This is a genomic window from Salmonella sp. SAL04202 (assembly GCF_046550775.1).
Classification (GTDB): Bacteria; Pseudomonadota; Gammaproteobacteria; order Enterobacterales; family Enterobacteriaceae; genus Salmonella; species Salmonella enterica.
In genome coordinates this window covers 1-17,285 of record NZ_JBGDXK010000013.1, presented here as the reverse complement: position 1 = coordinate 17,285, position 17,285 = coordinate 1, and the positions used below count along the sequence as shown (strand labels likewise).

General features: G+C 50.1%; 34 protein-coding genes and 2 pseudogenes. 2 read left to right on the top strand and 34 right to left on the bottom strand.

What is annotated here, in order from left to right; all coding sequences use genetic code 11:
- Positions 1 to 113 precede the first annotated feature (113 nt).
- The gene (mscL, locus tag ACLJQJ_RS23215) at positions 114 to 527 is read left to right on the top strand and encodes a large-conductance mechanosensitive channel protein MscL (RefSeq protein WP_000008119.1); all 414 of its coding nucleotides are present in this window, start codon (positions 114 to 116) and stop codon (positions 525 to 527) included.
- A gap of 1 nt (position 528) precedes the next feature.
- On the opposite strand, the pseudogene ACLJQJ_RS23210 reads toward mscL, so the two are convergent.
- From ACLJQJ_RS23210 to rpsJ, 31 genes and pseudogenes are all read right to left on the bottom strand, one after another.
- Positions 529 to 732 (bottom strand): annotated as a pseudogene (locus tag ACLJQJ_RS23210) (alternative ribosome-rescue factor A); the annotation flags it as partial.
- A 57-nt stretch (positions 733 to 789) separates the two neighbouring features.
- A complete protein-coding gene (gene zntR / locus ACLJQJ_RS23205; protein ID WP_000285585.1) occupies positions 790 to 1,215 on the bottom strand; it encodes a Zn(2+)-responsive transcriptional regulator in 426 nt (141 codons plus the stop codon).
- Between the two features lie 10 nt (positions 1,216 to 1,225).
- The gene (locus tag ACLJQJ_RS23200; protein ID WP_000266515.1) at positions 1,226 to 1,594 is read right to left on the bottom strand and encodes a DUF1992 domain-containing protein; all 369 of its coding nucleotides are present in this window, start codon (positions 1,592 to 1,594) and stop codon (positions 1,226 to 1,228) included.
- A 107-nt stretch (positions 1,595 to 1,701) separates the two neighbouring features.
- On the bottom strand, positions 1,702 to 2,085 hold the full coding sequence (rplQ, locus tag ACLJQJ_RS23195) for a 50S ribosomal protein L17 (RefSeq protein ID WP_001216370.1): 384 nt from the start codon (positions 2,083 to 2,085) through the stop codon (positions 1,702 to 1,704).
- Between the two features lie 40 nt (positions 2,086 to 2,125).
- Positions 2,126 to 3,115 carry a DNA-directed RNA polymerase subunit alpha gene (locus ACLJQJ_RS23190; protein ID WP_001162094.1) on the bottom strand — a complete coding sequence of 330 codons (990 nt, stop codon included), beginning with the start codon at positions 3,113 to 3,115 and terminating at the stop codon, positions 2,126 to 2,128.
- A gap of 25 nt (positions 3,116 to 3,140) precedes the next feature.
- The gene (gene rpsD, locus ACLJQJ_RS23185; RefSeq protein ID WP_000135226.1) at positions 3,141 to 3,761 is read right to left on the bottom strand and encodes a 30S ribosomal protein S4; all 621 of its coding nucleotides are present in this window, start codon (positions 3,759 to 3,761) and stop codon (positions 3,141 to 3,143) included.
- Positions 3,762 to 3,794: 33 nt separating this feature from the next.
- Positions 3,795 to 4,184, bottom strand: a complete 390-nt coding sequence (gene rpsK, locus ACLJQJ_RS23180; protein ID WP_001029758.1) for a 30S ribosomal protein S11 — start codon at positions 4,182 to 4,184, stop codon at positions 3,795 to 3,797.
- Between the two features lie 16 nt (positions 4,185 to 4,200).
- Positions 4,201 to 4,557, bottom strand: coding sequence for a 30S ribosomal protein S13 (rpsM, locus tag ACLJQJ_RS23175; protein ID WP_000090780.1), 357 nt, complete (start codon positions 4,555 to 4,557; stop codon positions 4,201 to 4,203).
- A gap of 146 nt (positions 4,558 to 4,703) precedes the next feature.
- Positions 4,704 to 4,820 carry a 50S ribosomal protein L36 gene (gene rpmJ / locus ACLJQJ_RS23170; protein WP_000868187.1) on the bottom strand — a complete coding sequence of 39 codons (117 nt, stop codon included), beginning with the start codon at positions 4,818 to 4,820 and terminating at the stop codon, positions 4,704 to 4,706.
- 31 nt (positions 4,821 to 4,851) lie between these two features.
- Positions 4,852 to 6,183, bottom strand: a complete 1,332-nt coding sequence (gene secY / locus ACLJQJ_RS23165; RefSeq protein ID WP_001118864.1) for a preprotein translocase subunit SecY — start codon at positions 6,181 to 6,183, stop codon at positions 4,852 to 4,854.
- 7 nt (positions 6,184 to 6,190) lie between these two features.
- Positions 6,191 to 6,625: a 50S ribosomal protein L15 gene (gene rplO, locus ACLJQJ_RS23160; RefSeq protein WP_001238917.1), complete on the bottom strand. Its 435-nt coding sequence runs from the start codon at positions 6,623 to 6,625 to the stop codon at positions 6,191 to 6,193.
- Positions 6,626 to 6,628: 3 nt separating this feature from the next.
- Complete coding sequence (gene rpmD, locus ACLJQJ_RS23155) at positions 6,629 to 6,808, bottom strand: 50S ribosomal protein L30 (protein WP_001140434.1); 180 nt, start codon at positions 6,806 to 6,808, stop codon at positions 6,629 to 6,631.
- Between the two features lie 3 nt (positions 6,809 to 6,811).
- Complete coding sequence (gene rpsE, locus ACLJQJ_RS23150) at positions 6,812 to 7,315, bottom strand: 30S ribosomal protein S5 (protein ID WP_000940121.1); 504 nt, start codon at positions 7,313 to 7,315, stop codon at positions 6,812 to 6,814.
- A 14-nt stretch (positions 7,316 to 7,329) separates the two neighbouring features.
- Positions 7,330 to 7,683: a 50S ribosomal protein L18 gene (gene rplR / locus ACLJQJ_RS23145; RefSeq protein WP_000358956.1), complete on the bottom strand. Its 354-nt coding sequence runs from the start codon at positions 7,681 to 7,683 to the stop codon at positions 7,330 to 7,332.
- Positions 7,684 to 7,692: 9 nt separating this feature from the next.
- Positions 7,693 to 8,226: a 50S ribosomal protein L6 gene (gene rplF, locus ACLJQJ_RS23140; protein ID WP_000091939.1), complete on the bottom strand. Its 534-nt coding sequence runs from the start codon at positions 8,224 to 8,226 to the stop codon at positions 7,693 to 7,695.
- Between the two features lie 12 nt (positions 8,227 to 8,238).
- On the bottom strand, positions 8,239 to 8,631 hold the full coding sequence (rpsH, locus tag ACLJQJ_RS23135; protein WP_000062611.1) for a 30S ribosomal protein S8: 393 nt from the start codon (positions 8,629 to 8,631) through the stop codon (positions 8,239 to 8,241).
- A gap of 33 nt (positions 8,632 to 8,664) precedes the next feature.
- Positions 8,665 to 8,970 carry a 30S ribosomal protein S14 gene (gene rpsN / locus ACLJQJ_RS23130; RefSeq protein ID WP_001118932.1) on the bottom strand — a complete coding sequence of 102 codons (306 nt, stop codon included), beginning with the start codon at positions 8,968 to 8,970 and terminating at the stop codon, positions 8,665 to 8,667.
- Positions 8,971 to 8,984: 14 nt separating this feature from the next.
- Positions 8,985 to 9,524, bottom strand: coding sequence for a 50S ribosomal protein L5 (gene rplE / locus ACLJQJ_RS23125; RefSeq protein ID WP_001096206.1), 540 nt, complete (start codon positions 9,522 to 9,524; stop codon positions 8,985 to 8,987).
- 14 nt (positions 9,525 to 9,538) lie between these two features.
- The gene (gene rplX, locus ACLJQJ_RS23120) at positions 9,539 to 9,853 is read right to left on the bottom strand and encodes a 50S ribosomal protein L24 (RefSeq protein WP_000729185.1); all 315 of its coding nucleotides are present in this window, start codon (positions 9,851 to 9,853) and stop codon (positions 9,539 to 9,541) included.
- Between the two features lie 10 nt (positions 9,854 to 9,863).
- Positions 9,864 to 10,235, bottom strand: coding sequence for a 50S ribosomal protein L14 (gene rplN, locus ACLJQJ_RS23115; RefSeq protein ID WP_000613954.1), 372 nt, complete (start codon positions 10,233 to 10,235; stop codon positions 9,864 to 9,866).
- 163 nt (positions 10,236 to 10,398) lie between these two features.
- Positions 10,399 to 10,653: a 30S ribosomal protein S17 gene (gene rpsQ, locus ACLJQJ_RS23110; protein WP_000130101.1), complete on the bottom strand. Its 255-nt coding sequence runs from the start codon at positions 10,651 to 10,653 to the stop codon at positions 10,399 to 10,401.
- Entirely contained in the window at positions 10,653 to 10,844 is a 192-nt protein-coding gene (rpmC, locus tag ACLJQJ_RS23105) for a 50S ribosomal protein L29 (RefSeq protein WP_000644742.1), read from the bottom strand. Before rpmC ends, rpsQ begins: the two co-directional genes overlap by 1 nt.
- Positions 10,844 to 11,254 carry a 50S ribosomal protein L16 gene (gene rplP / locus ACLJQJ_RS23100; RefSeq protein ID WP_000941208.1) on the bottom strand — a complete coding sequence of 137 codons (411 nt, stop codon included), beginning with the start codon at positions 11,252 to 11,254 and terminating at the stop codon, positions 10,844 to 10,846. The genes rpmC and rplP overlap by 1 nt, the downstream gene beginning before the upstream one ends.
- A gap of 12 nt (positions 11,255 to 11,266) precedes the next feature.
- Complete coding sequence (gene rpsC / locus ACLJQJ_RS23095) at positions 11,267 to 11,968, bottom strand: 30S ribosomal protein S3 (protein WP_000529945.1); 702 nt, start codon at positions 11,966 to 11,968, stop codon at positions 11,267 to 11,269.
- Positions 11,969 to 11,985: 17 nt separating this feature from the next.
- Complete coding sequence (gene rplV / locus ACLJQJ_RS23090) at positions 11,986 to 12,318, bottom strand: 50S ribosomal protein L22 (RefSeq protein ID WP_000447529.1); 333 nt, start codon at positions 12,316 to 12,318, stop codon at positions 11,986 to 11,988.
- Between the two features lie 14 nt (positions 12,319 to 12,332).
- Positions 12,333 to 12,611 (bottom strand): 30S ribosomal protein S19, encoded by a 279-nt coding sequence (rpsS, locus tag ACLJQJ_RS23085; protein ID WP_001138115.1) that lies wholly within the window; start codon positions 12,609 to 12,611, stop codon positions 12,333 to 12,335.
- A 16-nt stretch (positions 12,612 to 12,627) separates the two neighbouring features.
- Entirely contained in the window at positions 12,628 to 13,449 is an 822-nt protein-coding gene (gene rplB, locus ACLJQJ_RS23080; RefSeq protein ID WP_000301869.1) for a 50S ribosomal protein L2, read from the bottom strand.
- A 17-nt stretch (positions 13,450 to 13,466) separates the two neighbouring features.
- On the bottom strand, positions 13,467 to 13,769 hold the full coding sequence (gene rplW / locus ACLJQJ_RS23075) for a 50S ribosomal protein L23 (protein ID WP_000617546.1): 303 nt from the start codon (positions 13,767 to 13,769) through the stop codon (positions 13,467 to 13,469).
- The gene (rplD, locus tag ACLJQJ_RS23070; RefSeq protein WP_000424395.1) at positions 13,766 to 14,371 is read right to left on the bottom strand and encodes a 50S ribosomal protein L4; all 606 of its coding nucleotides are present in this window, start codon (positions 14,369 to 14,371) and stop codon (positions 13,766 to 13,768) included. Before rplD ends, rplW begins: the two co-directional genes overlap by 4 nt.
- A gap of 10 nt (positions 14,372 to 14,381) precedes the next feature.
- On the bottom strand, positions 14,382 to 15,011 hold the full coding sequence (gene rplC / locus ACLJQJ_RS23065) for a 50S ribosomal protein L3 (RefSeq protein ID WP_000579838.1): 630 nt from the start codon (positions 15,009 to 15,011) through the stop codon (positions 14,382 to 14,384).
- Between the two features lie 32 nt (positions 15,012 to 15,043).
- On the bottom strand, positions 15,044 to 15,355 hold the full coding sequence (gene rpsJ / locus ACLJQJ_RS23060) for a 30S ribosomal protein S10 (RefSeq protein ID WP_001181005.1): 312 nt from the start codon (positions 15,353 to 15,355) through the stop codon (positions 15,044 to 15,046).
- A 379-nt stretch (positions 15,356 to 15,734) separates the two neighbouring features.
- Between rpsJ and hopD the strand changes: the two genes are divergently transcribed.
- Positions 15,735 to 16,202, top strand: coding sequence for a prepilin peptidase (gene hopD, locus ACLJQJ_RS23055; RefSeq protein ID WP_001650871.1), 468 nt, complete (start codon positions 15,735 to 15,737; stop codon positions 16,200 to 16,202).
- On the opposite strand, the gene bfr is transcribed toward hopD, so the two are convergent.
- The 3 genes and pseudogenes from bfr to tuf form a co-directional block, all read right to left on the bottom strand.
- Entirely contained in the window at positions 16,199 to 16,675 is a 477-nt protein-coding gene (gene bfr / locus ACLJQJ_RS23050; protein WP_000675530.1) for a bacterioferritin, read from the bottom strand. The two genes, hopD and bfr, sit on opposite strands and share 4 nt — an antisense overlap.
- A gap of 72 nt (positions 16,676 to 16,747) precedes the next feature.
- Positions 16,748 to 16,942, bottom strand: coding sequence for a bacterioferritin-associated ferredoxin (bfd, locus tag ACLJQJ_RS23045; protein ID WP_000289082.1), 195 nt, complete (start codon positions 16,940 to 16,942; stop codon positions 16,748 to 16,750).
- A 184-nt stretch (positions 16,943 to 17,126) separates the two neighbouring features.
- Positions 17,127 to 17,285 (bottom strand): annotated as a pseudogene (gene tuf / locus ACLJQJ_RS23040) (elongation factor Tu); the annotation flags it as partial.

The window sequence follows — 17,285 nt, the reverse complement described above, 5'->3', positions numbered from 1 at the left end:
TTAATTCCCTTTATTTATCAAGGTTTAATTTATTTCGCTAAACAGAAGCCGTAAATGGAAAATGCCTTAGCATTTGTTAAACTTATAACGTCAGCTGCATAGGGAGAATAAAAATGAGTTTTATTAAAGAATTTCGCGAATTCGCGATGCGCGGGAATGTTGTGGATTTGGCAGTGGGTGTCATTATTGGCGCGGCATTCGGTAAGATTGTTTCTTCACTGGTTGCCGATATCATTATGCCGCCGTTGGGATTGTTAATCGGCGGGATCGACTTTAAACAATTTGCTTTTACGTTACGCGAAGCGCAGGGAGATATTCCGGCGGTCGTCATGCATTACGGCGTGTTTATCCAGAACGTATTTGATTTTGTGATTGTGGCCTTTGCTATCTTTGTTGCCATTAAGCTTATCAACAGACTCAACCGTAAAAAAGCAGAAGAGCCGGCAGCTCCGCCAGCGCCTTCTAAAGAGGAAGTGTTATTGGGCGAAATCCGCGATCTGCTGAAAGAACAAAATAACCGTTCTTAATAAGCAGAAGGCCAGTGGTAAAAAAGTTACTTACTTTCTTGCCACTGGCCTCCCAGTTCCCCCGGTTACCGTGTTTACCTTTGCGCAGATAGCTTCCTTTGCCTTTCTTATTTTTCTCAACGCGTTGCCTGAAAAGGGGATCGTGCAGTAATGCCTCAATGGCATTGTCCTTTATCTGCCCTTTCTTATGTTGATAACGACTCATAATGTCTCCCGATTGTATAAATTAACGGCGCGAGTGTAGCCCCGCCGCTTCAATAAATCAACATCCTGATTTCGCCCCACTGGCCCCCTGTTCCAGGGCTTCCAGAATGGAACAATAGACGCTACTGTGGGCCGTTCCGCAACAAGCATCATTAAGCCTTTGTAACGAACGCTGCATCGTTTGCAGTTCCGCAATCCTGGCTTCAACCTCCTGCAATCGCTCTTGCACAATACTTTTTGACTCCTGACAGGTATGGTGCTCAGGATCAATTCGGATCGATAAAAGCTCGCGGATCGAGTCGAGCGTGAAACCCAACTGTCGCGCATAACGAATAAACTTGAGACGCTGCAGATCGTTTTCGGTATACAGACGAAACCCGCCTTCAGTACGTACCTCATGATCCATCATCTGCTGTTTTTCATAGTAGCGAATGGTATCAGGCGTTACGTCTGCCAGCTTTGCCAACTCACCAATGCGATACATACAAGCTCCGTTAATTATCGTTGATTTTATGCAGCAGTTTTTCTGCATACTCACCGTGTAAAAAGTCGGTACTCAACCCAGCCTGCCGAAGTTTTAGTTCAAGCAGGGAGAGCTGGCGACTAACCTGATGGTATCGAGGGTCATCTTCCCGGATACTGTTGAGGATATCAAGTAACTGAATAGCGTCTCTGCGCTGCTCCAGTTCAGGGGGAAGACAGCCCGCATTCTTGAGTAAGCGATAACCCGCACGAAGTTCCGCCGGCACATGAGAATCATCATCCAGAATAAGCGGCTCGCCACGGCCAGGCAAATTATCAAACTCGCCTTTACGCTGTGCCTCGATAATATGACGCTCTGCCCACTGGTCAAGTAACCACATACGTCGCTCCAGGGATTGAACGAAAAGAATACAATTATTGTAGATATGTGGGGTTCAGGAGGATATAAAAAAACCCGCCGAAGCGGGTTTTTTTACGTTACTACAGATTACTCTGCAGCAGCTTCTGTTTTCTCTGAACGATCAACCAGCTCGATGTATGCCATCGGCGCGTTGTCGCCTGCACGGAAGCCACACTTCAGAATGCGAGTGTAACCACCGGCGCGGCTCGCGAAACGCGGGCCCAGCTCGTTAAACAGTTTTGCCACGATCTCGTTATCACGAGTACGGGCGAATGCCAGACGACGATTAGCAACGCTATCAGTCTTGGCAAGAGTAATCAGCGGCTCAACTACGCGACGCAGCTCTTTCGCTTTAGGCAGGGTCGTCTTGATGATTTCATGACGAACCAGTGAACCTGCCATGTTGCGGAACATAGCCTGGCGATGGCTGCTGTTGCGGTTCAGTTGACGACCACTCTTACGATGGCGCATGACCTTATCCTTCTCAGTAAAACCTTAACCTGTGATCCGGTTACTCGTCAGCGATGCTTGCCGGTGGCCAGTTTTCCAGGCGCATACCCAGAGACAGTCCACGGGAAGCCAGCACGTCTTTAATCTCGGTAAGAGATTTTTTACCCAGGTTAGGCGTCTTAAGAAGCTCAACCTCGGTACGCTGTACCAGATCACCGATATAGTGGATAGCTTCTGCCTTGAGGCAGTTAGCAGAGCGGACAGTCAATTCCAGATCGTCAACAGGGCGCAGCAGGATCGGATCGAATTCTGGTTTCTCTTCTTTCACTTCCGGTTGACGTACATCACGTAAATCAACGAAAGCTTCCAGTTGTTCAGCCAGGATGGTTGCCGCACGACGAATCGCCTCTTCAGGATCGATTGTGCCGTTGGTTTCCATTTCGATGACCAGCTTGTCCAGGTCGGTACGCTGTTCTACACGCGCTGCTTCAACATTGTAGGCAATACGCTCTACAGGGCTGTAGCAGGCGTCGACCAGCAGACGGCCGATTGGGCGCTCATCTTCTTCCGAATGAATTCGGGTAGAAGCCGGCACATAACCACGACCGCGCTGAACTTTGATACGCATACTAATAGACGCGTTTTCATCGGTCAGGTGGCAGATCACGTGCTGCGGCTTGACGATTTCGACATCCCCATCATGGGTGATATCGGCTGCGGTCACAGGGCCAATGCCAGATTTATTCAAGGTAAGAATAACTTCATCTTTACCCTGAACTCTCACCGCCAGCCCTTTCAGGTTGAGCAGGATTTCCAGGATGTCTTCCTGAACGCCTTCTTTGGTGCTGTACTCATGTAGTACACCATCAATCTCAACCTCGGTCACCGCGCAACCCGGCATCGATGAGAGCAGAATACGGCGCAGTGCGTTACCCAGAGTATGGCCGAAGCCACGCTCTAAAGGCTCAAGGGTCACCTTGGCGTGCGTCGAACTCACTTGCTCGATATCTACCAGGCGCGGTTTTAGAAACTCTGTCACAGAACCCTGCATTGTGTCCTCTCTTTGGTACTAAGCTTTACTTGGAGTAAAGCTCGACGATCAGGTGTTCGTTAATGTCCGCAGACAGATCAGAACGCTCAGGCTTACGCTTGTACGTACCTTCCATCTTGCCAGCATCAACTTCCAGCCAGGTTGGCTTTTCACGCTGCTCAGCCAGCTCCAGAGCGGCTTTCACGCGAGACTGCTTCTTCGCTTTCTCACGAATGCTAACAACGTCATTCGGACTAACCTGATAAGAAGCGATGTTAACAACACGACCGTTTACCATAATTGCTTTATGGCTAACCAGCTGACGTGCTTCTGCACGAGTGGCGCCGAAGCCCATACGGTATACAACGTTGTCCAGACGACCTTCCAGCAGAGCCAACAGGTTTTCACCGGTGTTGCCTTTCAGACGTGCTGCTTCTTTGTAGTAGTTACGGAACTGACGCTCCAGCACACCGTAAATGCGGCGAACTTTTTGCTTTTCACGCAACTGCACACCATAGTCAGACAGACGCGGCTTACGCGCACCGTGCTGGCCAGGAGCTTGTTCAATTTTACACTTGGTATCGATCGCGCGAACGCCAGACTTAAGGAATAAGTCGGTGCCCTCACGACGGCTCAGCTTGAGCTTAGGACCCAAATATCTTGCCATTTTCTTTCTCCAACTAACCTGGAAAACGAAGCGTTATACGCGACGTTTTTTCGGCGGACGACAACCGTTATGAGGGATCGGAGTCACATCAGTAATATTAGTGATGCGGAAACCAGCGGCGTTCAGAGCACGAATAGTAGATTCGCGGCCTGGACCCGGACCTTTAACCATAACTTCCAGATTCTTGATACCGTATTCTTTCACGGCGTCAGCGCAACGCTCTGCTGCAACCTGAGCTGCAAACGGAGTGGATTTGCGAGAACCACGGAAACCGGAACCACCGGCTGTTGCCCAACCCAGCGCATTACCCTGACGATCGGTAATAGTCACGATGGTGTTGTTGAAAGAAGCATGGATATGAGCCACGCCGTCAGAGACTTGTTTTCTTACACGTTTACGTGCGCGAACTGGTGCCTTTGCCATTATTCAATCACCCCGATTATTTCTTGATCGGTTTGCGCGGACCCTTACGGGTACGAGCGTTGGTCTTGGTACGCTGACCGCGAACCGGGAGACCACGACGATGACGCAAACCGCGATAGCAACCAAGATCCATCAGGCGCTTGATGCTCATGCTGATTTCACGGCGCAGATCACCTTCAACGACAAATTTGGCAACTTCGTCACGCAGCGTGTCGATTTGTTCTTCAGACAGCTCACTGATCTTAACATTTTCAGCGATACCCGCTGCAGCCAGGATGGCTTTAGAACGGGTCTTGCCGACACCGTAGATCGAAGTTAACGCGATCACGGCGTGTTTCTGATCAGGAATGTTAATGCCTGCTATACGGGCCACTATGCACTCCTACTATTTAATATGTACGTACCATGCTGAAAAGCCCGTTTTCAGGATACTCAAATGGAAACGTACAGACATACAAAAGATTGGCTGGCTAATCTAGCCAGCTCAACCCAACTTTGCAAGAAAAATATGCGAAAAAATCAGCCTTGGCGCTGTTTATGCTTCGGCTCGGCACTGCAAATCACACGGATGACACCATCACGCTTAACGATTTTGCAGTTACGGCATAATTTCTTGACGGAAGCACGAACTTTCATTTTTACTCTCCGTAACTTCTCAGGCGACCAATTAACGGCCGTAGCCTTTCAGGTTCGCCTTCTTCAATGCAGACTCATACTGACTGGACATCATCAGAGTTTGCACTTGAGCCATAAAGTCCATAATCACGACAACAACGATAAGCAGTGAGGTCCCACCGAAGTAGAACGGCACTTTCATTGCATCACGCATGAACTCCGGGATCAGGCAGATAAAGGTAATATACAGCGCACCAACCAGGGTCAGGCGGGTCATTACTTTATCGATATACTTCGCCGTTTGCTCTCCCGGACGAATTCCTGGTACAAATGCACCGGACTTCTTCAGGTTATCTGCTGTTTCACGCGGGTTGAAAACCAACGCCGTGTAGAAGAAACAGAAGAAGATGATTGCAGACGCATAGAGTAACACATAAAGCGGTTGCCCAGGCTGCAAATACAGCGAAATTGTTGTCAGCCAGTTCCAACCAGTACCGCCCCCGAACCATGACGCGATGGTCGCCGGGAACAGAATAATACTGGAAGCGAAGATTGCCGGGATTACCCCCGCCATATTCACTTTCAGCGGTAAATGTGTGCTCTGTGCAGCATAGACACGACGACCTTGCTGACGTTTGGCGTAGTTTACCACAATACGGCGTTGACCACGTTCAACGAATACTACAAAGAACGTCACTGCAAATACTAATACTGCAACCAACAGCAACACGAGGAAGTGCAGGTCGCCTTGACGCGCTTGCTCGATAGTATGGGCAATGGCTGGCGGGAGTCCCGCAACGATACCAGCGAAGATGATGATTGAGATACCGTTACCGATACCGCGCTCAGTAATCTGTTCGCCGAGCCACATCAGGAACATCGTCCCTGTAACCAGACTTACAACAGCGGTGAAATAGAATGCAAAGCCTGGATTCATCACCAGGCCCTGCATACCAGGCATATTCGGCAAACCGGTAGCAATACCGATCGACTGGAATATCGCCAGCACCAGAGTACCGTAACGGGTGTACTGGCTGATCTTACGACGACCAGACTCCCCTTCTTTCTTAATTTCTGCCAGCGTTGGATGAACCACCGTCAACAGCTGGATAATGATCGACGCCGAAATATACGGCATGATCCCCAGGGCAAAGATAGAAGCACGGCTGAGAGCACCACCAGAGAACATGTTAAACATTTCAATGATGGTGCCTCGCTGTTGCTCAAGCAGTTTGGCAAGTACAGCGGCATCAATACCAGGGATCGGAATAAAAGAGCCAATACGGAACACAATCAGCGCGCCGATAACAAACAGCAGTCTGCGTTTCAGCTCACCTAAGCCACCTTTGGCACTTTGAAAATCTAATCCCGGTTGTTTAGCCATCTGCTACTTATTCCTCGATTTTACCGCCAGCAGCTTCGATAGCAGCACGAGCGCCTTTAGTAACACGCAGGCCACGAACAGTTACCGGAGTAGTGACTTCGCCAGCCAGGATCACTTTCGCGAACTCGATCTGGATACCGATAATGTTTGCCGCTTTCAGCGTGTTCAGGTCTACAACGCCGCCTTCTACTTTCGCCAGGTCAGACAGACGAACTTCGGCTGTAATCGCTGCTTTGCGAGAAGTGAAGCCGAATTTCGGCAGACGACGGTACAGAGGCATCTGACCACCCTCGAAACCGCGACGTACGCCACCGCCAGAACGAGACTTCTGACCTTTGTGACCACGACCACCGGTTTTACCGAGGCCAGAACCGATACCACGACCCAGGCGTTTACCCGCCTTTTTGGAGCCTTCGGCCGGAGACAGAGTATTTAAACGCATCTCTTACTCCTCAACTTTAACCATGAAGGAAACCGCGTTGACCATACCACGAACAGCAGGAGTATCCTCGCGCTCTACGGTGTGACCAATACGACGCAGACCCAGGCCAAGCAGCGTTGCCTTGTGTTTCGGCAGACGACCGATTGCACTGCGGGTTTGAGTAATTTTAATAGTCTTTGCCATGGTTTATTTCCCCAGAATTTCTTCAACGGATTTACCACGCTTGGCAGCGACCATTTCTGGAGAATTCATATTTTCCAGGCCATCAATAGTTGCACGAACCACGTTGATCGGGTTGGTGGAACCGTATGCTTTAGCCAGAACGTTATGAACCCCAGCAACTTCCAGAACGGCGCGCATTGCACCACCGGCGATGATACCGGTACCTTCGGAAGCTGGCTGCATGAATACACGAGACCCCGTGTGAACACCTTTAACCGGGTGCTGCAGGGTGCCGTTGTTCAGCGCGACGTTAATCATATTGCGACGGGCTTTTTCCATCGCTTTCTGGATCGCTGCTGGAACTTCACGCGCTTTACCGTAACCAAAACCTACGCGACCGTTACCATCGCCTACTACAGTCAGAGCTGTGAAGGAGAAAATACGACCACCTTTAACGGTTTTAGATACGCGGTTTACCGCGATCAGCTTTTCCTGCAGTTCGCCAGCTTGTTTTTCGATGTGAGCCATCTTACACCTCTACCTTAGAACTGAAGGCCAGCTTCACGGGCAGCATCTGCCAGTGCCTGGACACGACCATGATATTGGAACCCGGAACGGTCAAAGGACACATCTTTGATGCCTTTTTCCAGAGCGCGTTCAGCGACAGCTTTACCCACAGCTGCAGCCGCGTCTTTGTTACCGGTGTACTTCAGTTGTTCAGCGATAGCTTTTTCTACAGTAGAAGCAGCTACCAGAACTTCAGAACCGTTCGGTGCAATTACCTGTGCGTAAATATGACGCGGGGTACGATGTACCACCAGGCGAGTTGCGCCCAGCTCTTTGAGCTTGCGGCGTGCGCGGGTCGCACGACGGATACGAGCAGATTTCTTATCCATAGTGTTACCTTACTTCTTCTTAGCCTCTTTGGTACGCACGACTTCGTCGGCGTAACGAACACCCTTGCCTTTGTAAGGCTCAGGACGACGGTAGGCGCGCAGATCTGCTGCAACCTGGCCGATCACCTGCTTATCAGCGCCTTTCAGCACGATTTCAGTTTGAGTCGGACATTCAGCAGTGATACCTGCCGGCAGCTGATGGTCAACCGGGTGAGAGAAACCTAAAGACAGGTTTACTACATTCCCTTTAACCGCTGCACGATAACCTACACCAACCAGCTGCAGCTTCTTAGTGAAGCCTTCGGTAACACCGATAACCATTGAGTTCAGCAGGGCACGCGCGGTACCAGCCTGTGCCCAACCGTCTGCGTAACCATCACGCGGACCGAAGGTCAGTGCATTATCTGCATGTTTAACTTCAACAGCATCGTTGAGAGTACGAGTCAGCTCGCCGTTTTTACCTTTGATCGTAATAACCTGACCGTTGATTTTGACATCAACGCCGGCAGGAACAACGACCGGTGCTTTAGCAACACGAGACATTTTTTCCTCCGATTAGGCTACGTAGCAGATAATTTCGCCACCAAGACCAGCCTGGCGCGCTGCACGATCAGTCATAACACCTTTAGAGGTAGAAACAACTGCGATACCCAGACCGGCCATAACTTTCGGCAGCTCATCTTTACGTTTGTAGATGCGCAGACCTGGGCGGCTGACACGCTGAATGCTTTCTACAACAGCTTTACCCTGGAAATACTTAAGAGTCAGTTCCAGTTCCGGCTTGGTGTCGCCTTCAACTTTAAAATCTTCAATAAAACCTTCTTCCTTCAGCACGTTGGCAATTGCCACTTTCAGCTTGGAGGAAGGCATGGTGACCGCAGCTTTGTTCGCGGCCTGACCGTTACGGATACGGGTCAGCATATCCGCGATCGGATCTTGCATGCTCATCTGTCTTTACTCCCGTGATTCAATTGGTGACAATTACCAGCTAGCCTTTTTCAGACCCGGAATTTCACCGCGCATAGCGGCTTCACGGACCTTAATACGGCTCAACCCGAACTTCCGCAGGAAAGCGTGCGGACGACCAGTTTGACGGCAGCGGTTACGCTGACGTGACGGGCTGGAATCACGCGGCAGAGTCTGCAGCTTAAGAACCGCATTCCAACGATCTTCGTCGGTTGCGTTCACATCAGAGATGATCGCTTTCAGTTCAGCGCGTTTCGCGAAGTATTTATCAGCTAAAGCTACGCGTTTTACTTCGCGTGCTTTCATTGATTGCTTAGCCATTTAGTAACCCTACCTTACTTGCGGAACGGGAAGTCAAAGGCAGCCAGCAGAGCACGGCCTTCTTCGTCAGATTTCGCAGTAGTGGTAATGGTAATATCCAAACCACGAACGCGGTCGACTTTATCGTAGTCGATTTCTGGGAAGATGATCTGCTCACGGACACCCATGCTGTAGTTACCACGACCGTCGAATGACTTAGCGGACAAGCCACGGAAGTCACGGATACGAGGAACAGCAATAGTGATCAGGCGCTCAAAGAACTCCCACATGCGTTCGCCACGCAGAGTTACTTTACAGCCGATCGGATAGCCCTGACGGATTTTGAAGCCTGCAACAGATTTGCGTGCTTTGGTGATCAACGGTTTTTGACCGGAGATTGCTGTCAGGTCTGCTGCTGCGTTATCCAGCAGTTTCTTGTCAGCGATCGCTTCACCAACACCCATGTTCAGGGTGATCTTCTCGACCCGAGGGACTTGCATGACAGAATTGTAGTTAAACTCAGTCATGAGTTTGTTAACTACTTCGTCTTTGTAGTAATCATGCAGTTTCGCCATCGTACTACTCCAAATTACTTGATAGTTTCGCTGTTAGACTTGAAGAAACGGACTTTTTTGCCGTCTTCGAATCTAAAGCCTACACGGTCAGCCTTGCCGGTTGCCGCATTGAAGATTGCAACGTTAGAAACCTGAATTGCAGCTTCTTTTTCAACGATGCCGCCCGGTTGGTTCAGAGCCGGAACCGGCTTCTGGTGTTTCTTAACCAGGTTGATACCTTCAACAATGACCTTGCCGGAAGACAGGACATTCTTAACTTTACCGCGTTTACCTTTATCTTTACCGGTTAACACGATAACTTCGTCATCACGACGGATTTTCGCTGCCATGATTCGCTCCTTAGAGTACTTCTGGTGCCAGAGAGATAATTTTCATGAACTTCTCGTTACGAAGTTCACGAGTTACCGGCCCAAAAATACGCGTACCGATAGGCTGCTCGCTGTTATTGTTTAAAATAACGCATGCATTACCATCGAAGCGAATGACAGAACCGTCCGGGCGACGAACACCCTTCTTGGTGCGCACCACTACCGCCTTCAGCACATCACCTTTTTTGACCTTACCACGCGGAATCGCTTCTTTGATGGTGATCTTAATGATGTCGCCTACGCCTGCGTAGCGACGGTGCGAGCCACCCAGAACCTTGATACACATTACGCGACGTGCACCGGAGTTGTCGGCGACGTTCAGCATAGTCTGTTCTTGGATCATTTTAGTGCTCCGCTAATGTCAACTACTACTGAGACCCGAAAATCAGGTCGTTAAAAAAACCCCATATCGAGGGCGCGGCATTATAACACCGCAAATCAGATATGGGTAGAAAAAATAAACGGCCCATCGCTGAGCCGTTTATTCGTTGAGAATGCGTACTGTATTACAGAACCGCTTTCTCTACAACGCGAACCAGAGTCCAGGATTTGGTCTTGGACAGCGGACGGCATTCGCGGATTTCAACCACGTCGCCGATACCGCATTCGTTGTTCTCGTCATGTACGTGCATTTTGGTCGTACGCTTGATGAATTTACCGTAGATCGGGTGTTTCACAAAACGTTCGATAGCAACAACAATGGATTTCTCCATTTTGTCGCTAACCACGCGACCTTGCAGAGTACGGATTTTATCGGTCATTACGCACCCGCCTTCTCAGTCAGTAAAGTCTTAACGCGTGCGACATCACGACGCACTTGCTTCAACAGGTGAGACTGTTGCAGCTGGCCACTTGCAGCCTGCATACGCAGGTTGAACTGCTCACGCAGCAGGTTCAGTAGCTCGGTGTTCAGCTCTTCAACGCTCTTCTCACGCAGCTCTTTTGCTTTCATTACATCACCGTCTTAGTTACAAAGGTGGTTTTAATCGGCAGTTTCGCTGCTGCCAGCTTGAATGCTTCACGGGCCAGCTCTTCCGGTACGCCGTCCATTTCATACAGGACTTTACCCGGCTGAATCAAGGCAACCCAATACTCCACGTTACCTTTACCTTTACCCATACGCACTGCCAGCGGCTTTTCAGTGATCGGTTTGTCCGGGAATACACGGATCCAGATCTTACCTTGACGCTTAACTGCACGGGTCATAGCACGACGTGCTGCTTCGATCTGACGGGCAGTCAGACGACCACGGCCAACAGCTTTCAGGCCGAAGCTGCCGAAGCTAACATCCGCGCCTGCAGCCAGACCACGGTTGCGGCCTTTGTGCATTTTACGGAATTTTGTACGCTTTGGTTGTAACATCAGCGACGCTCCTTATTTACGGCCTTTACGCTGCTGCTTTTTCGGTTGAGCAGCCGGTTTTTCCGGTTGTTCAACAGCAGCCATACCACCCAGGATCTCGCCTTTGAAGATCCACACTTTAACGCCGATTACACCATAAGTGGTGTGCGCTTCAGAGGTGTTGTAGTCGATGTCAGCACGCAGAGTGTGCAGCGGTACGCGACCTTCGCGGTACCATTCGGTACGTGCGATTTCCGCGCCGCCCAGACGGCCGCTAACTTCAACTTTGATACCTTTAGCGCCCAGACGCATGGCGTTCTGTACAGCACGCTTCATCGCACGACGGAACATAACGCGACGTTCCAGCTGAGAAGTGATGCTGTCAGCAACCAGTTTAGCGTCCAGTTCAGGTTTACGAACTTCGGCGATGTTGATCTGTGCAGGAACGCCAGCGATATCCGCTACGACCTTACGCAGTTTTTCTACGTCTTCACCTTTTTTACCGATAACGATACCCGGGCGAGCGGTGTGAATAGTCACACGGATGCTCTTAGCCGGACGCTCGATAACGATACGAGATACAGACGCTTTAGCCAGTTCCTTCGTCAGGTACTGACGTACTTTAAAATCGCTGTCCAGGTTGTCAGCGAATTCTTTGGTGTTCGCAAACCAGGTAGAGTTCCATGGTTTTACAATACCCAGGCGAATACCATTAGGATGTACTTTCTGACCCATTGCTAGTCTCCAGAGTCTCAGCGATCGGACACAACCACAGTGATGTGGCTGGTGCGCTTCAGGATGCGATCTGCACGACCTTTTGCACGCGGCATAATGCGCTTCATGCTCGGGCCTTCGTCTACGAAAATTTTCGTAACTTTCAGATCGTCAATGTCAGCGCCATCGTTGTGTTCAGCGTTAGCAATGGCAGATTCCAGAACTTTCTTGACCAGTACAGCCGCTTTCTTGTTGGTGTAGGTCAGAATATCCAGAGCCTGCGACACTTTCTTACCGCGAATCAGGTCAGCAACAAGGCGAACCTTCTGAGCAGAAGAACGAGCATGGCGATGTTTAGCGATAGTTTCCATCTCTTCCTCCTACCTTATTTCTTCTTCGCTTTTTTATCAGCAGCGTGGCCGCGATAAGTACGAGTCGGTGCGAATTCACCCAGTTTGTGACCGACCATTTCGTCGGAAACAAATACCGGAACGTGCTGACGACCATTATGGACAGCGATGGTCAAACCGATCATGTTAGGAAAGATCGTTGAACGACGGGACCAGGTGCGCAGGGGCTTCTTGTCTCCGCTTTCCACCGCTTTCTCTACCTTCTTCAGCAAGTGCAGGTCAATAAAAGGACCTTTCTTGAGAGAACGTGGCATGGCTTATCCTCTAAAATTATTTGCTACGGCGACGTACGATGAATTTATCAGTACGCTTGTTGCTGCGGGTCTTCTTACCTTTGGTCTGAACGCCCCACGGAGTTACCGGGTGCTTACCAAAGTTACGACCTTCACCACCACCATGTGGGTGGTCTACTGGGTTCATCGCAGTACCGCGAACGGTAGGACGAACGCCACGCCAGCGTGCAGCACCAGCTTTACCCAGAACGCGCAGCATATGCTCAGCATTGCCAACTTCGCCCAGGGTTGCACGGCAGTCTGCTTCGACTTTACGCATTTCACCAGAACGCAGACGCAGGGTGACATAAGCGCCATCGCGAGCAACGATCTGAACGTAAGTACCAGCGGAACGTGCCAGCTGACCGCCTTTACCTGGTTTCATTTCTACGTTATGAACGGTAGAACCAACCGGGATATTGCGCATCGGCAGGGTGTTGCCTGCTTTGATTGCAGCATCAACGCCAGACTGAATCTGGTCGCCAGCTTTCAGGCCTTTCGGGGCCAGGATGTAACGGCGTTCGCCGTCTTTGTACAGAACCAGCGCGATGTTCGCGGAACGGTTCGGATCGTACTCAAGACGTTCAACAACTGCCGGGATACCGTCTTTGTTGCGTTTGAAGTCAACAATACGATAAGCCTGTTTGTGACCACCACCGATATGACGAGTGGTGATACGGCCATTGTTGTTACGACCACCGGATTTGCTGTTTTTTTCAACCAGCGGAGCAAAAGGTTTGCCCTTGTGCAGCTCTGGGTTGACCACTTTAACGACGTGGCGACGACCCGGAGATGTCGGTTTACATTTAACAACTGCCATTGTATTACTCCTCCGACTTACTCAGCGCCGCCGACGAAGTCCAGATTCTGGCCTTCTTTCAGGGTGACGTAAGCTTTTTTCCAGTCGCTACGACGACCGATACGCTGTCCGTGACGTTTAACTTTCCCTTTAACGACCAGGGTGTTAACGACTTCGACTTCGACTTCAAACAGTTTCTGCACAGCAGCTTTGATTTCTGCTTTGGTCGCGTCTTTAGCAACTTTGAGAACGATGGTGTTAGTTTTTTCCATCGCAGTAGACGCTTTTTCAGAAACGTGCGGTGCGCGCAGCACCTTCAGCAGACGTTCTTCACGAATCATGCCAGCATCTCCTCAACTTGCTTAACAGCATCAGCAGTCATTACGACTTTGTCGAAGGCGATCAGGCTAACCGGGTCGATACCAGTCGCATCGCGTACGTCAACCTTGTGCAGGTTACGTGCGGCCAGGAACAGGTTCTCGTCCAGCTCACCGGTGATGATCAGCACATCTTCCAGAGCCATGTCTTTCAGTTTCTGTGCCAGCAGCTTAGTTTTCGGCGCTTCTACAGAGAACTTCTCGACAACGATCAGACGATCCTGACGTACCAGTTCGGACAGGATGCTTTTCAGCGCGCCGCGGTACATCTTCTTGTTAACTTTTTGACTGTGGTCCTGCGGACGAGCAGCGAAGGTCACGCCACCGGAACGCCAGATCGGGCTCTTGATAGAACCTGAACGCGCACGGCCAGTGCCTTTCTGGCGCCACGGTTTTTTACCGGAACCAGTTACTTCAGCACGAGTCTTCTGAGCACGAGTACCCTGACGAGCACCAGCTGCATAAGCAACAACAACCTGGTGAACCAGCGCTTCGTTGAAATCACGACCGAAGGTAGTTTCGGAAACAGTCAGCGCGCTCTGCGCGTCTTTCAATACTAATTCCATTGCTATCCCCTTACGCCTTCACAGCTGGTTTAACGATCAGGTCGCAACCGGTTGCACCCGGAACACCACCCTTAACCAGCAGCAGGTTGCGCTCAGCGTCAACGCGTACTACGTCAAGGCTCTGAACGGTTACGCGCTCATTACCCATCTGACCTGCCATTTTCTTGCCTTTGAACACTTTGCCCGGAGTCTGGTTCTGACCGATAGAACCCGGAACGCGGTGAGACAAGGAGTTACCGTGAGTAGCGTCCTGGGTACGGAAGTTCCAGCGCTTAACGGTACCAGCGAAACCTTTACCTTTAGAGGTACCGGTTACGTCAACTTTTTTAACGTCAGCAAACAGTTCAACGCTGATGCTCTGACCTACGGTGTATTCTTCGCCTTCAGCCAGACGGAATTCCCACAGACCACGGCCAGCTTCTACGCCAGCTTTAGCAAAGTGACCCGCTTCCGGCTTGGTGACACGGTTAGCTTTTTTAGCACCCGTAGTAACCTGAACAGCGCGGTAGCCATCGTTAGCCAGGTCTTTAACCTGAGTAACACGGTTTGCTTCAACTTCGATTACGGTTACTGGGATAGAGACGCCATCTTCAGTGAAGATGCGGGTCATACCCACTTTTTTACCGACTAAACCAATCATTGTATCAACCTCTCAATCGCTCGATGACCTGATTAACCCAGGCTGATCTGCACGTCTACACCGGCAGCCAGGTCCAGACGCATCAGAGCATCAACGGTTTTCTCGGTTGGCTCAACGATGTCAACCAGACGCTTGTGAGTGCGAATTTCGTACTGATCGCGCGCATCTTTGTTAACGTGCGGAGAGATCAGAACGGTAAAGCGCTCTTTGCGGGTCGGCAGCGGGATCGGACCGCGAACCTGCGCACCAGTGCGCTTGGCAGTCTCGACGATTTCCGCGGTTGATTGATCGATCAGACGATGATCAAACGCTTTCAGGCGGATACGGATTCTTTGGTTCTGCATGAGACCAGAGCTCCAATTATTTTATAAACGAAAATGATTACTCCTCACACCCATTACGATTGATGGGAGAGTGTAACCGTTCTTACGTAGCTCCCCGATTGGGAGCATTGTTAAATAGCCAAATCGGCTATTCGAGGTTCAAATCGAACCTGCCGTCAATTACGACAAGCCCGCGCATTATACGTAAATCTCAGCCTGACGCAAGTGTCGGATAGAAATTAAGCGCTTTATTCTTATGCGAGCATGATTCCAGATGGTACGCATGGGATGGTAACGCGCATCTTTTCTTTGGAAGGCATCAGGCAAACCTGGCAATACGTCGTTGTCGCTGTCGCATAAATCTATAAAAGTGAGCACAAACCTTGACGAGGATTTGCTTATGTTTGTTGCCCTCCCCTTTCTCATTTTTTATGCGTCGTTCTCTTTATTACTTGGCATATACGACGCGCGTACCGGTCTGCTGCCTGACCGGTTTACCTGTCCATTACTGTGGGGTGGTCTGCTTTATCACCAGATTTGCCTGCCGGAGCGTTTACCGGATGCGCTTTGGGGCGCTATCGCCGGCTATGGCGGATTCGCGTTAATTTACTGGGGCTATCGCCTGCGTTATCAGAAAGAGGGGCTTGGATATGGCGACGTCAAGTACCTTGCTGCCTTAGGGGCGTGGCATTGTTGGGAAACACTGCCGTTACTGGTTTTCCTTGCCGCCATGTTGGCCTGTGGCGGGTTTGGCGTCGCGCTCCTGGTGAGAGGTAAATCGGCATTAATAAACCCGCTACCTTTTGGGCCATGGCTGGCGGTGGCGGGTTTCATAACAGGTTGGAAAGCTTTCTTTCCAGGCGGTTAATCGGTAACCTTAATTTGTGATTGCAGATAATTTTGCATACCAAGTTTGGCAATCAAATCCAGCTCAGTTTCCAGCCAGTCGATGTGGCCTTCCTCGTCGGCAAGAATTTCAATCATCATATCCCGGCTGACATAATCATGAACGCTATCGGCATAGGCTATTGCCTCACGTAGATCTTTTGCGCCTTCCAGTTCGAGCCGGAGATCCGATCGTAGCATCTCTTCGACATCTTCACCGATGCCCAGCTTGCCCAGATCCTGTAGGTTCGGTATGCCTTCCAGAAATAAAATACGCTCAATATACTTATCGGCGTGTTTCATCTCATCAATGGATTCATGGTACTCAACATCATTAAGCCGGGTCAGGCCCCAGTTTTTGAACATACGGGCATGAAGAAAATACTGATTAATTGCGACAAGCTCATTTCCCAATAGTTTATTGAGATAATTTATGATTTTAACATCACCTTTCATTTTATAGTCCCTCCGCTTCCACTCTCTAGAGCGTAGATGGGGCTACAGGGATGTCAAAAAAAAGAGTGTGACTCAGGCGATCTCTTTAAATTCCGGCATTTGCGTTAACTCATCCTGCATCACTTCTCGCGCGGCGCGAATACACTTACCACATTGATTTCCCACAGGAATAAATTTACGCAACTGTTGAAATGACTGTGGATGAAATTGTCGTACAGCCTGGCGGATTTTTTTATCGCTTATACCATTACACAAACAAACGTACATGATCGCTCCCGTTCAATTTCCGCACAAAGTGTAAATGAGAATGGTTATGATTACAATAGCACAAAGCGATTTACGCCACGGGAGAAGCGTTAAAAAGGGTGAATAAATATAACAGCGGCTAAATAGCAGGCAACAAAAAGGGCGCCGAAGCGCCCTCTTCAATTCAAAACTAATTAACGAGTAATTAGCCCAGAACTTTAGCAACAACGCCCGCGCCAACGGTACGGCCGCCTTCACGGATTGCGAAACGCAGACCGTCGTCCATCGCGATCGGGTGGATCAGGGTAACAACCATTTTGATGTTGTCGCCCGGCATTACCATCTCTACGCCTTCCGGCAGTTC

Excerpts from the sequence above, each read along its gene's own strand:
- rpsQ (WP_000130101.1), bottom strand. The coding sequence starts at position 10,653 with ATGACCGATAAAATCCGTACTCTGCAAGGTCGCGTGGTTAGCGACAAA.
- rpsJ (WP_001181005.1), bottom strand. The coding sequence starts at position 15,355 with ATGCAGAACCAAAGAATCCGTATCCGCCTGAAAGCGTTTGATCATCGT.
- rpmJ (WP_000868187.1), bottom strand. The coding sequence starts at position 4,820 with ATGAAAGTTCGTGCTTCCGTCAAGAAATTATGCCGTAACTGCAAAATC.
- rpsN (WP_001118932.1), bottom strand. The coding sequence starts at position 8,970 with ATGGCTAAGCAATCAATGAAAGCACGCGAAGTAAAACGCGTAGCTTTA.
- zntR (WP_000285585.1), bottom strand. The coding sequence starts at position 1,215 with ATGTATCGCATTGGTGAGTTGGCAAAGCTGGCAGACGTAACGCCTGAT.
- rplR (WP_000358956.1), bottom strand. The coding sequence starts at position 7,683 with ATGGATAAGAAATCTGCTCGTATCCGTCGTGCGACCCGCGCACGCCGC.
- ACLJQJ_RS23190 (WP_001162094.1), bottom strand. The coding sequence starts at position 3,115 with ATGCAGGGTTCTGTGACAGAGTTTCTAAAACCGCGCCTGGTAGATATC.
- rpmD (WP_001140434.1), bottom strand. The coding sequence starts at position 6,808 with ATGGCAAAGACTATTAAAATTACTCAAACCCGCAGTGCAATCGGTCGT.
- bfr (WP_000675530.1), bottom strand. The coding sequence starts at position 16,675 with ATGAAAGGTGATGTTAAAATCATAAATTATCTCAATAAACTATTGGGA.
- rplB (WP_000301869.1), bottom strand. The coding sequence starts at position 13,449 with ATGGCAGTTGTTAAATGTAAACCGACATCTCCGGGTCGTCGCCACGTC.
- rpsE (WP_000940121.1), bottom strand. The coding sequence starts at position 7,315 with ATGGCTCACATCGAAAAACAAGCTGGCGAACTGCAGGAAAAGCTGATC.
- rplN (WP_000613954.1), bottom strand. The coding sequence starts at position 10,235 with ATGATCCAAGAACAGACTATGCTGAACGTCGCCGACAACTCCGGTGCA.
- ACLJQJ_RS23200 (WP_000266515.1), bottom strand. The coding sequence starts at position 1,594 with ATGTGGTTACTTGACCAGTGGGCAGAGCGTCATATTATCGAGGCACAG.
- hopD (WP_001650871.1), top strand. The coding sequence starts at position 15,735 with ATGTTTGTTGCCCTCCCCTTTCTCATTTTTTATGCGTCGTTCTCTTTA.
- rplC (WP_000579838.1), bottom strand. The coding sequence starts at position 15,011 with ATGATTGGTTTAGTCGGTAAAAAAGTGGGTATGACCCGCATCTTCACT.
- secY (WP_001118864.1), bottom strand. The coding sequence starts at position 6,183 with ATGGCTAAACAACCGGGATTAGATTTTCAAAGTGCCAAAGGTGGCTTA.
- rplQ (WP_001216370.1), bottom strand. The coding sequence starts at position 2,085 with ATGCGCCATCGTAAGAGTGGTCGTCAACTGAACCGCAACAGCAGCCAT.
- rplD (WP_000424395.1), bottom strand. The coding sequence starts at position 14,371 with ATGGAATTAGTATTGAAAGACGCGCAGAGCGCGCTGACTGTTTCCGAA.
- rpsC (WP_000529945.1), bottom strand. The coding sequence starts at position 11,968 with ATGGGTCAGAAAGTACATCCTAATGGTATTCGCCTGGGTATTGTAAAA.
- rplF (WP_000091939.1), bottom strand. The coding sequence starts at position 8,226 with ATGTCTCGTGTTGCTAAAGCACCGGTCGTTGTTCCTGCCGGCGTTGAT.
- rpsH (WP_000062611.1), bottom strand. The coding sequence starts at position 8,631 with ATGAGCATGCAAGATCCGATCGCGGATATGCTGACCCGTATCCGTAAC.
- rpsK (WP_001029758.1), bottom strand. The coding sequence starts at position 4,184 with ATGGCAAAGGCACCAGTTCGCGCACGTAAACGTGTAAGAAAACAAGTC.
- rpsD (WP_000135226.1), bottom strand. The coding sequence starts at position 3,761 with ATGGCAAGATATTTGGGTCCTAAGCTCAAGCTGAGCCGTCGTGAGGGC.
- rplP (WP_000941208.1), bottom strand. The coding sequence starts at position 11,254 with ATGTTACAACCAAAGCGTACAAAATTCCGTAAAATGCACAAAGGCCGC.
- rplO (WP_001238917.1), bottom strand. The coding sequence starts at position 6,625 with ATGCGTTTAAATACTCTGTCTCCGGCCGAAGGCTCCAAAAAGGCGGGT.
- rplV (WP_000447529.1), bottom strand. The coding sequence starts at position 12,318 with ATGGAAACTATCGCTAAACATCGCCATGCTCGTTCTTCTGCTCAGAAG.
- rplE (WP_001096206.1), bottom strand. The coding sequence starts at position 9,524 with ATGGCGAAACTGCATGATTACTACAAAGACGAAGTAGTTAACAAACTC.
- bfd (WP_000289082.1), bottom strand. The coding sequence starts at position 16,942 with ATGTACGTTTGTTTGTGTAATGGTATAAGCGATAAAAAAATCCGCCAG.
- rpmC (WP_000644742.1), bottom strand. The coding sequence starts at position 10,844 with ATGAAAGCAAAAGAGCTGCGTGAGAAGAGCGTTGAAGAGCTGAACACC.
- rplX (WP_000729185.1), bottom strand. The coding sequence starts at position 9,853 with ATGGCAGCGAAAATCCGTCGTGATGACGAAGTTATCGTGTTAACCGGT.
- mscL (WP_000008119.1), top strand. The coding sequence starts at position 114 with ATGAGTTTTATTAAAGAATTTCGCGAATTCGCGATGCGCGGGAATGTT.
- rplW (WP_000617546.1), bottom strand. The coding sequence starts at position 13,769 with ATGATTCGTGAAGAACGTCTGCTGAAGGTGCTGCGCGCACCGCACGTT.
- rpsS (WP_001138115.1), bottom strand. The coding sequence starts at position 12,611 with ATGCCACGTTCTCTCAAGAAAGGTCCTTTTATTGACCTGCACTTGCTG.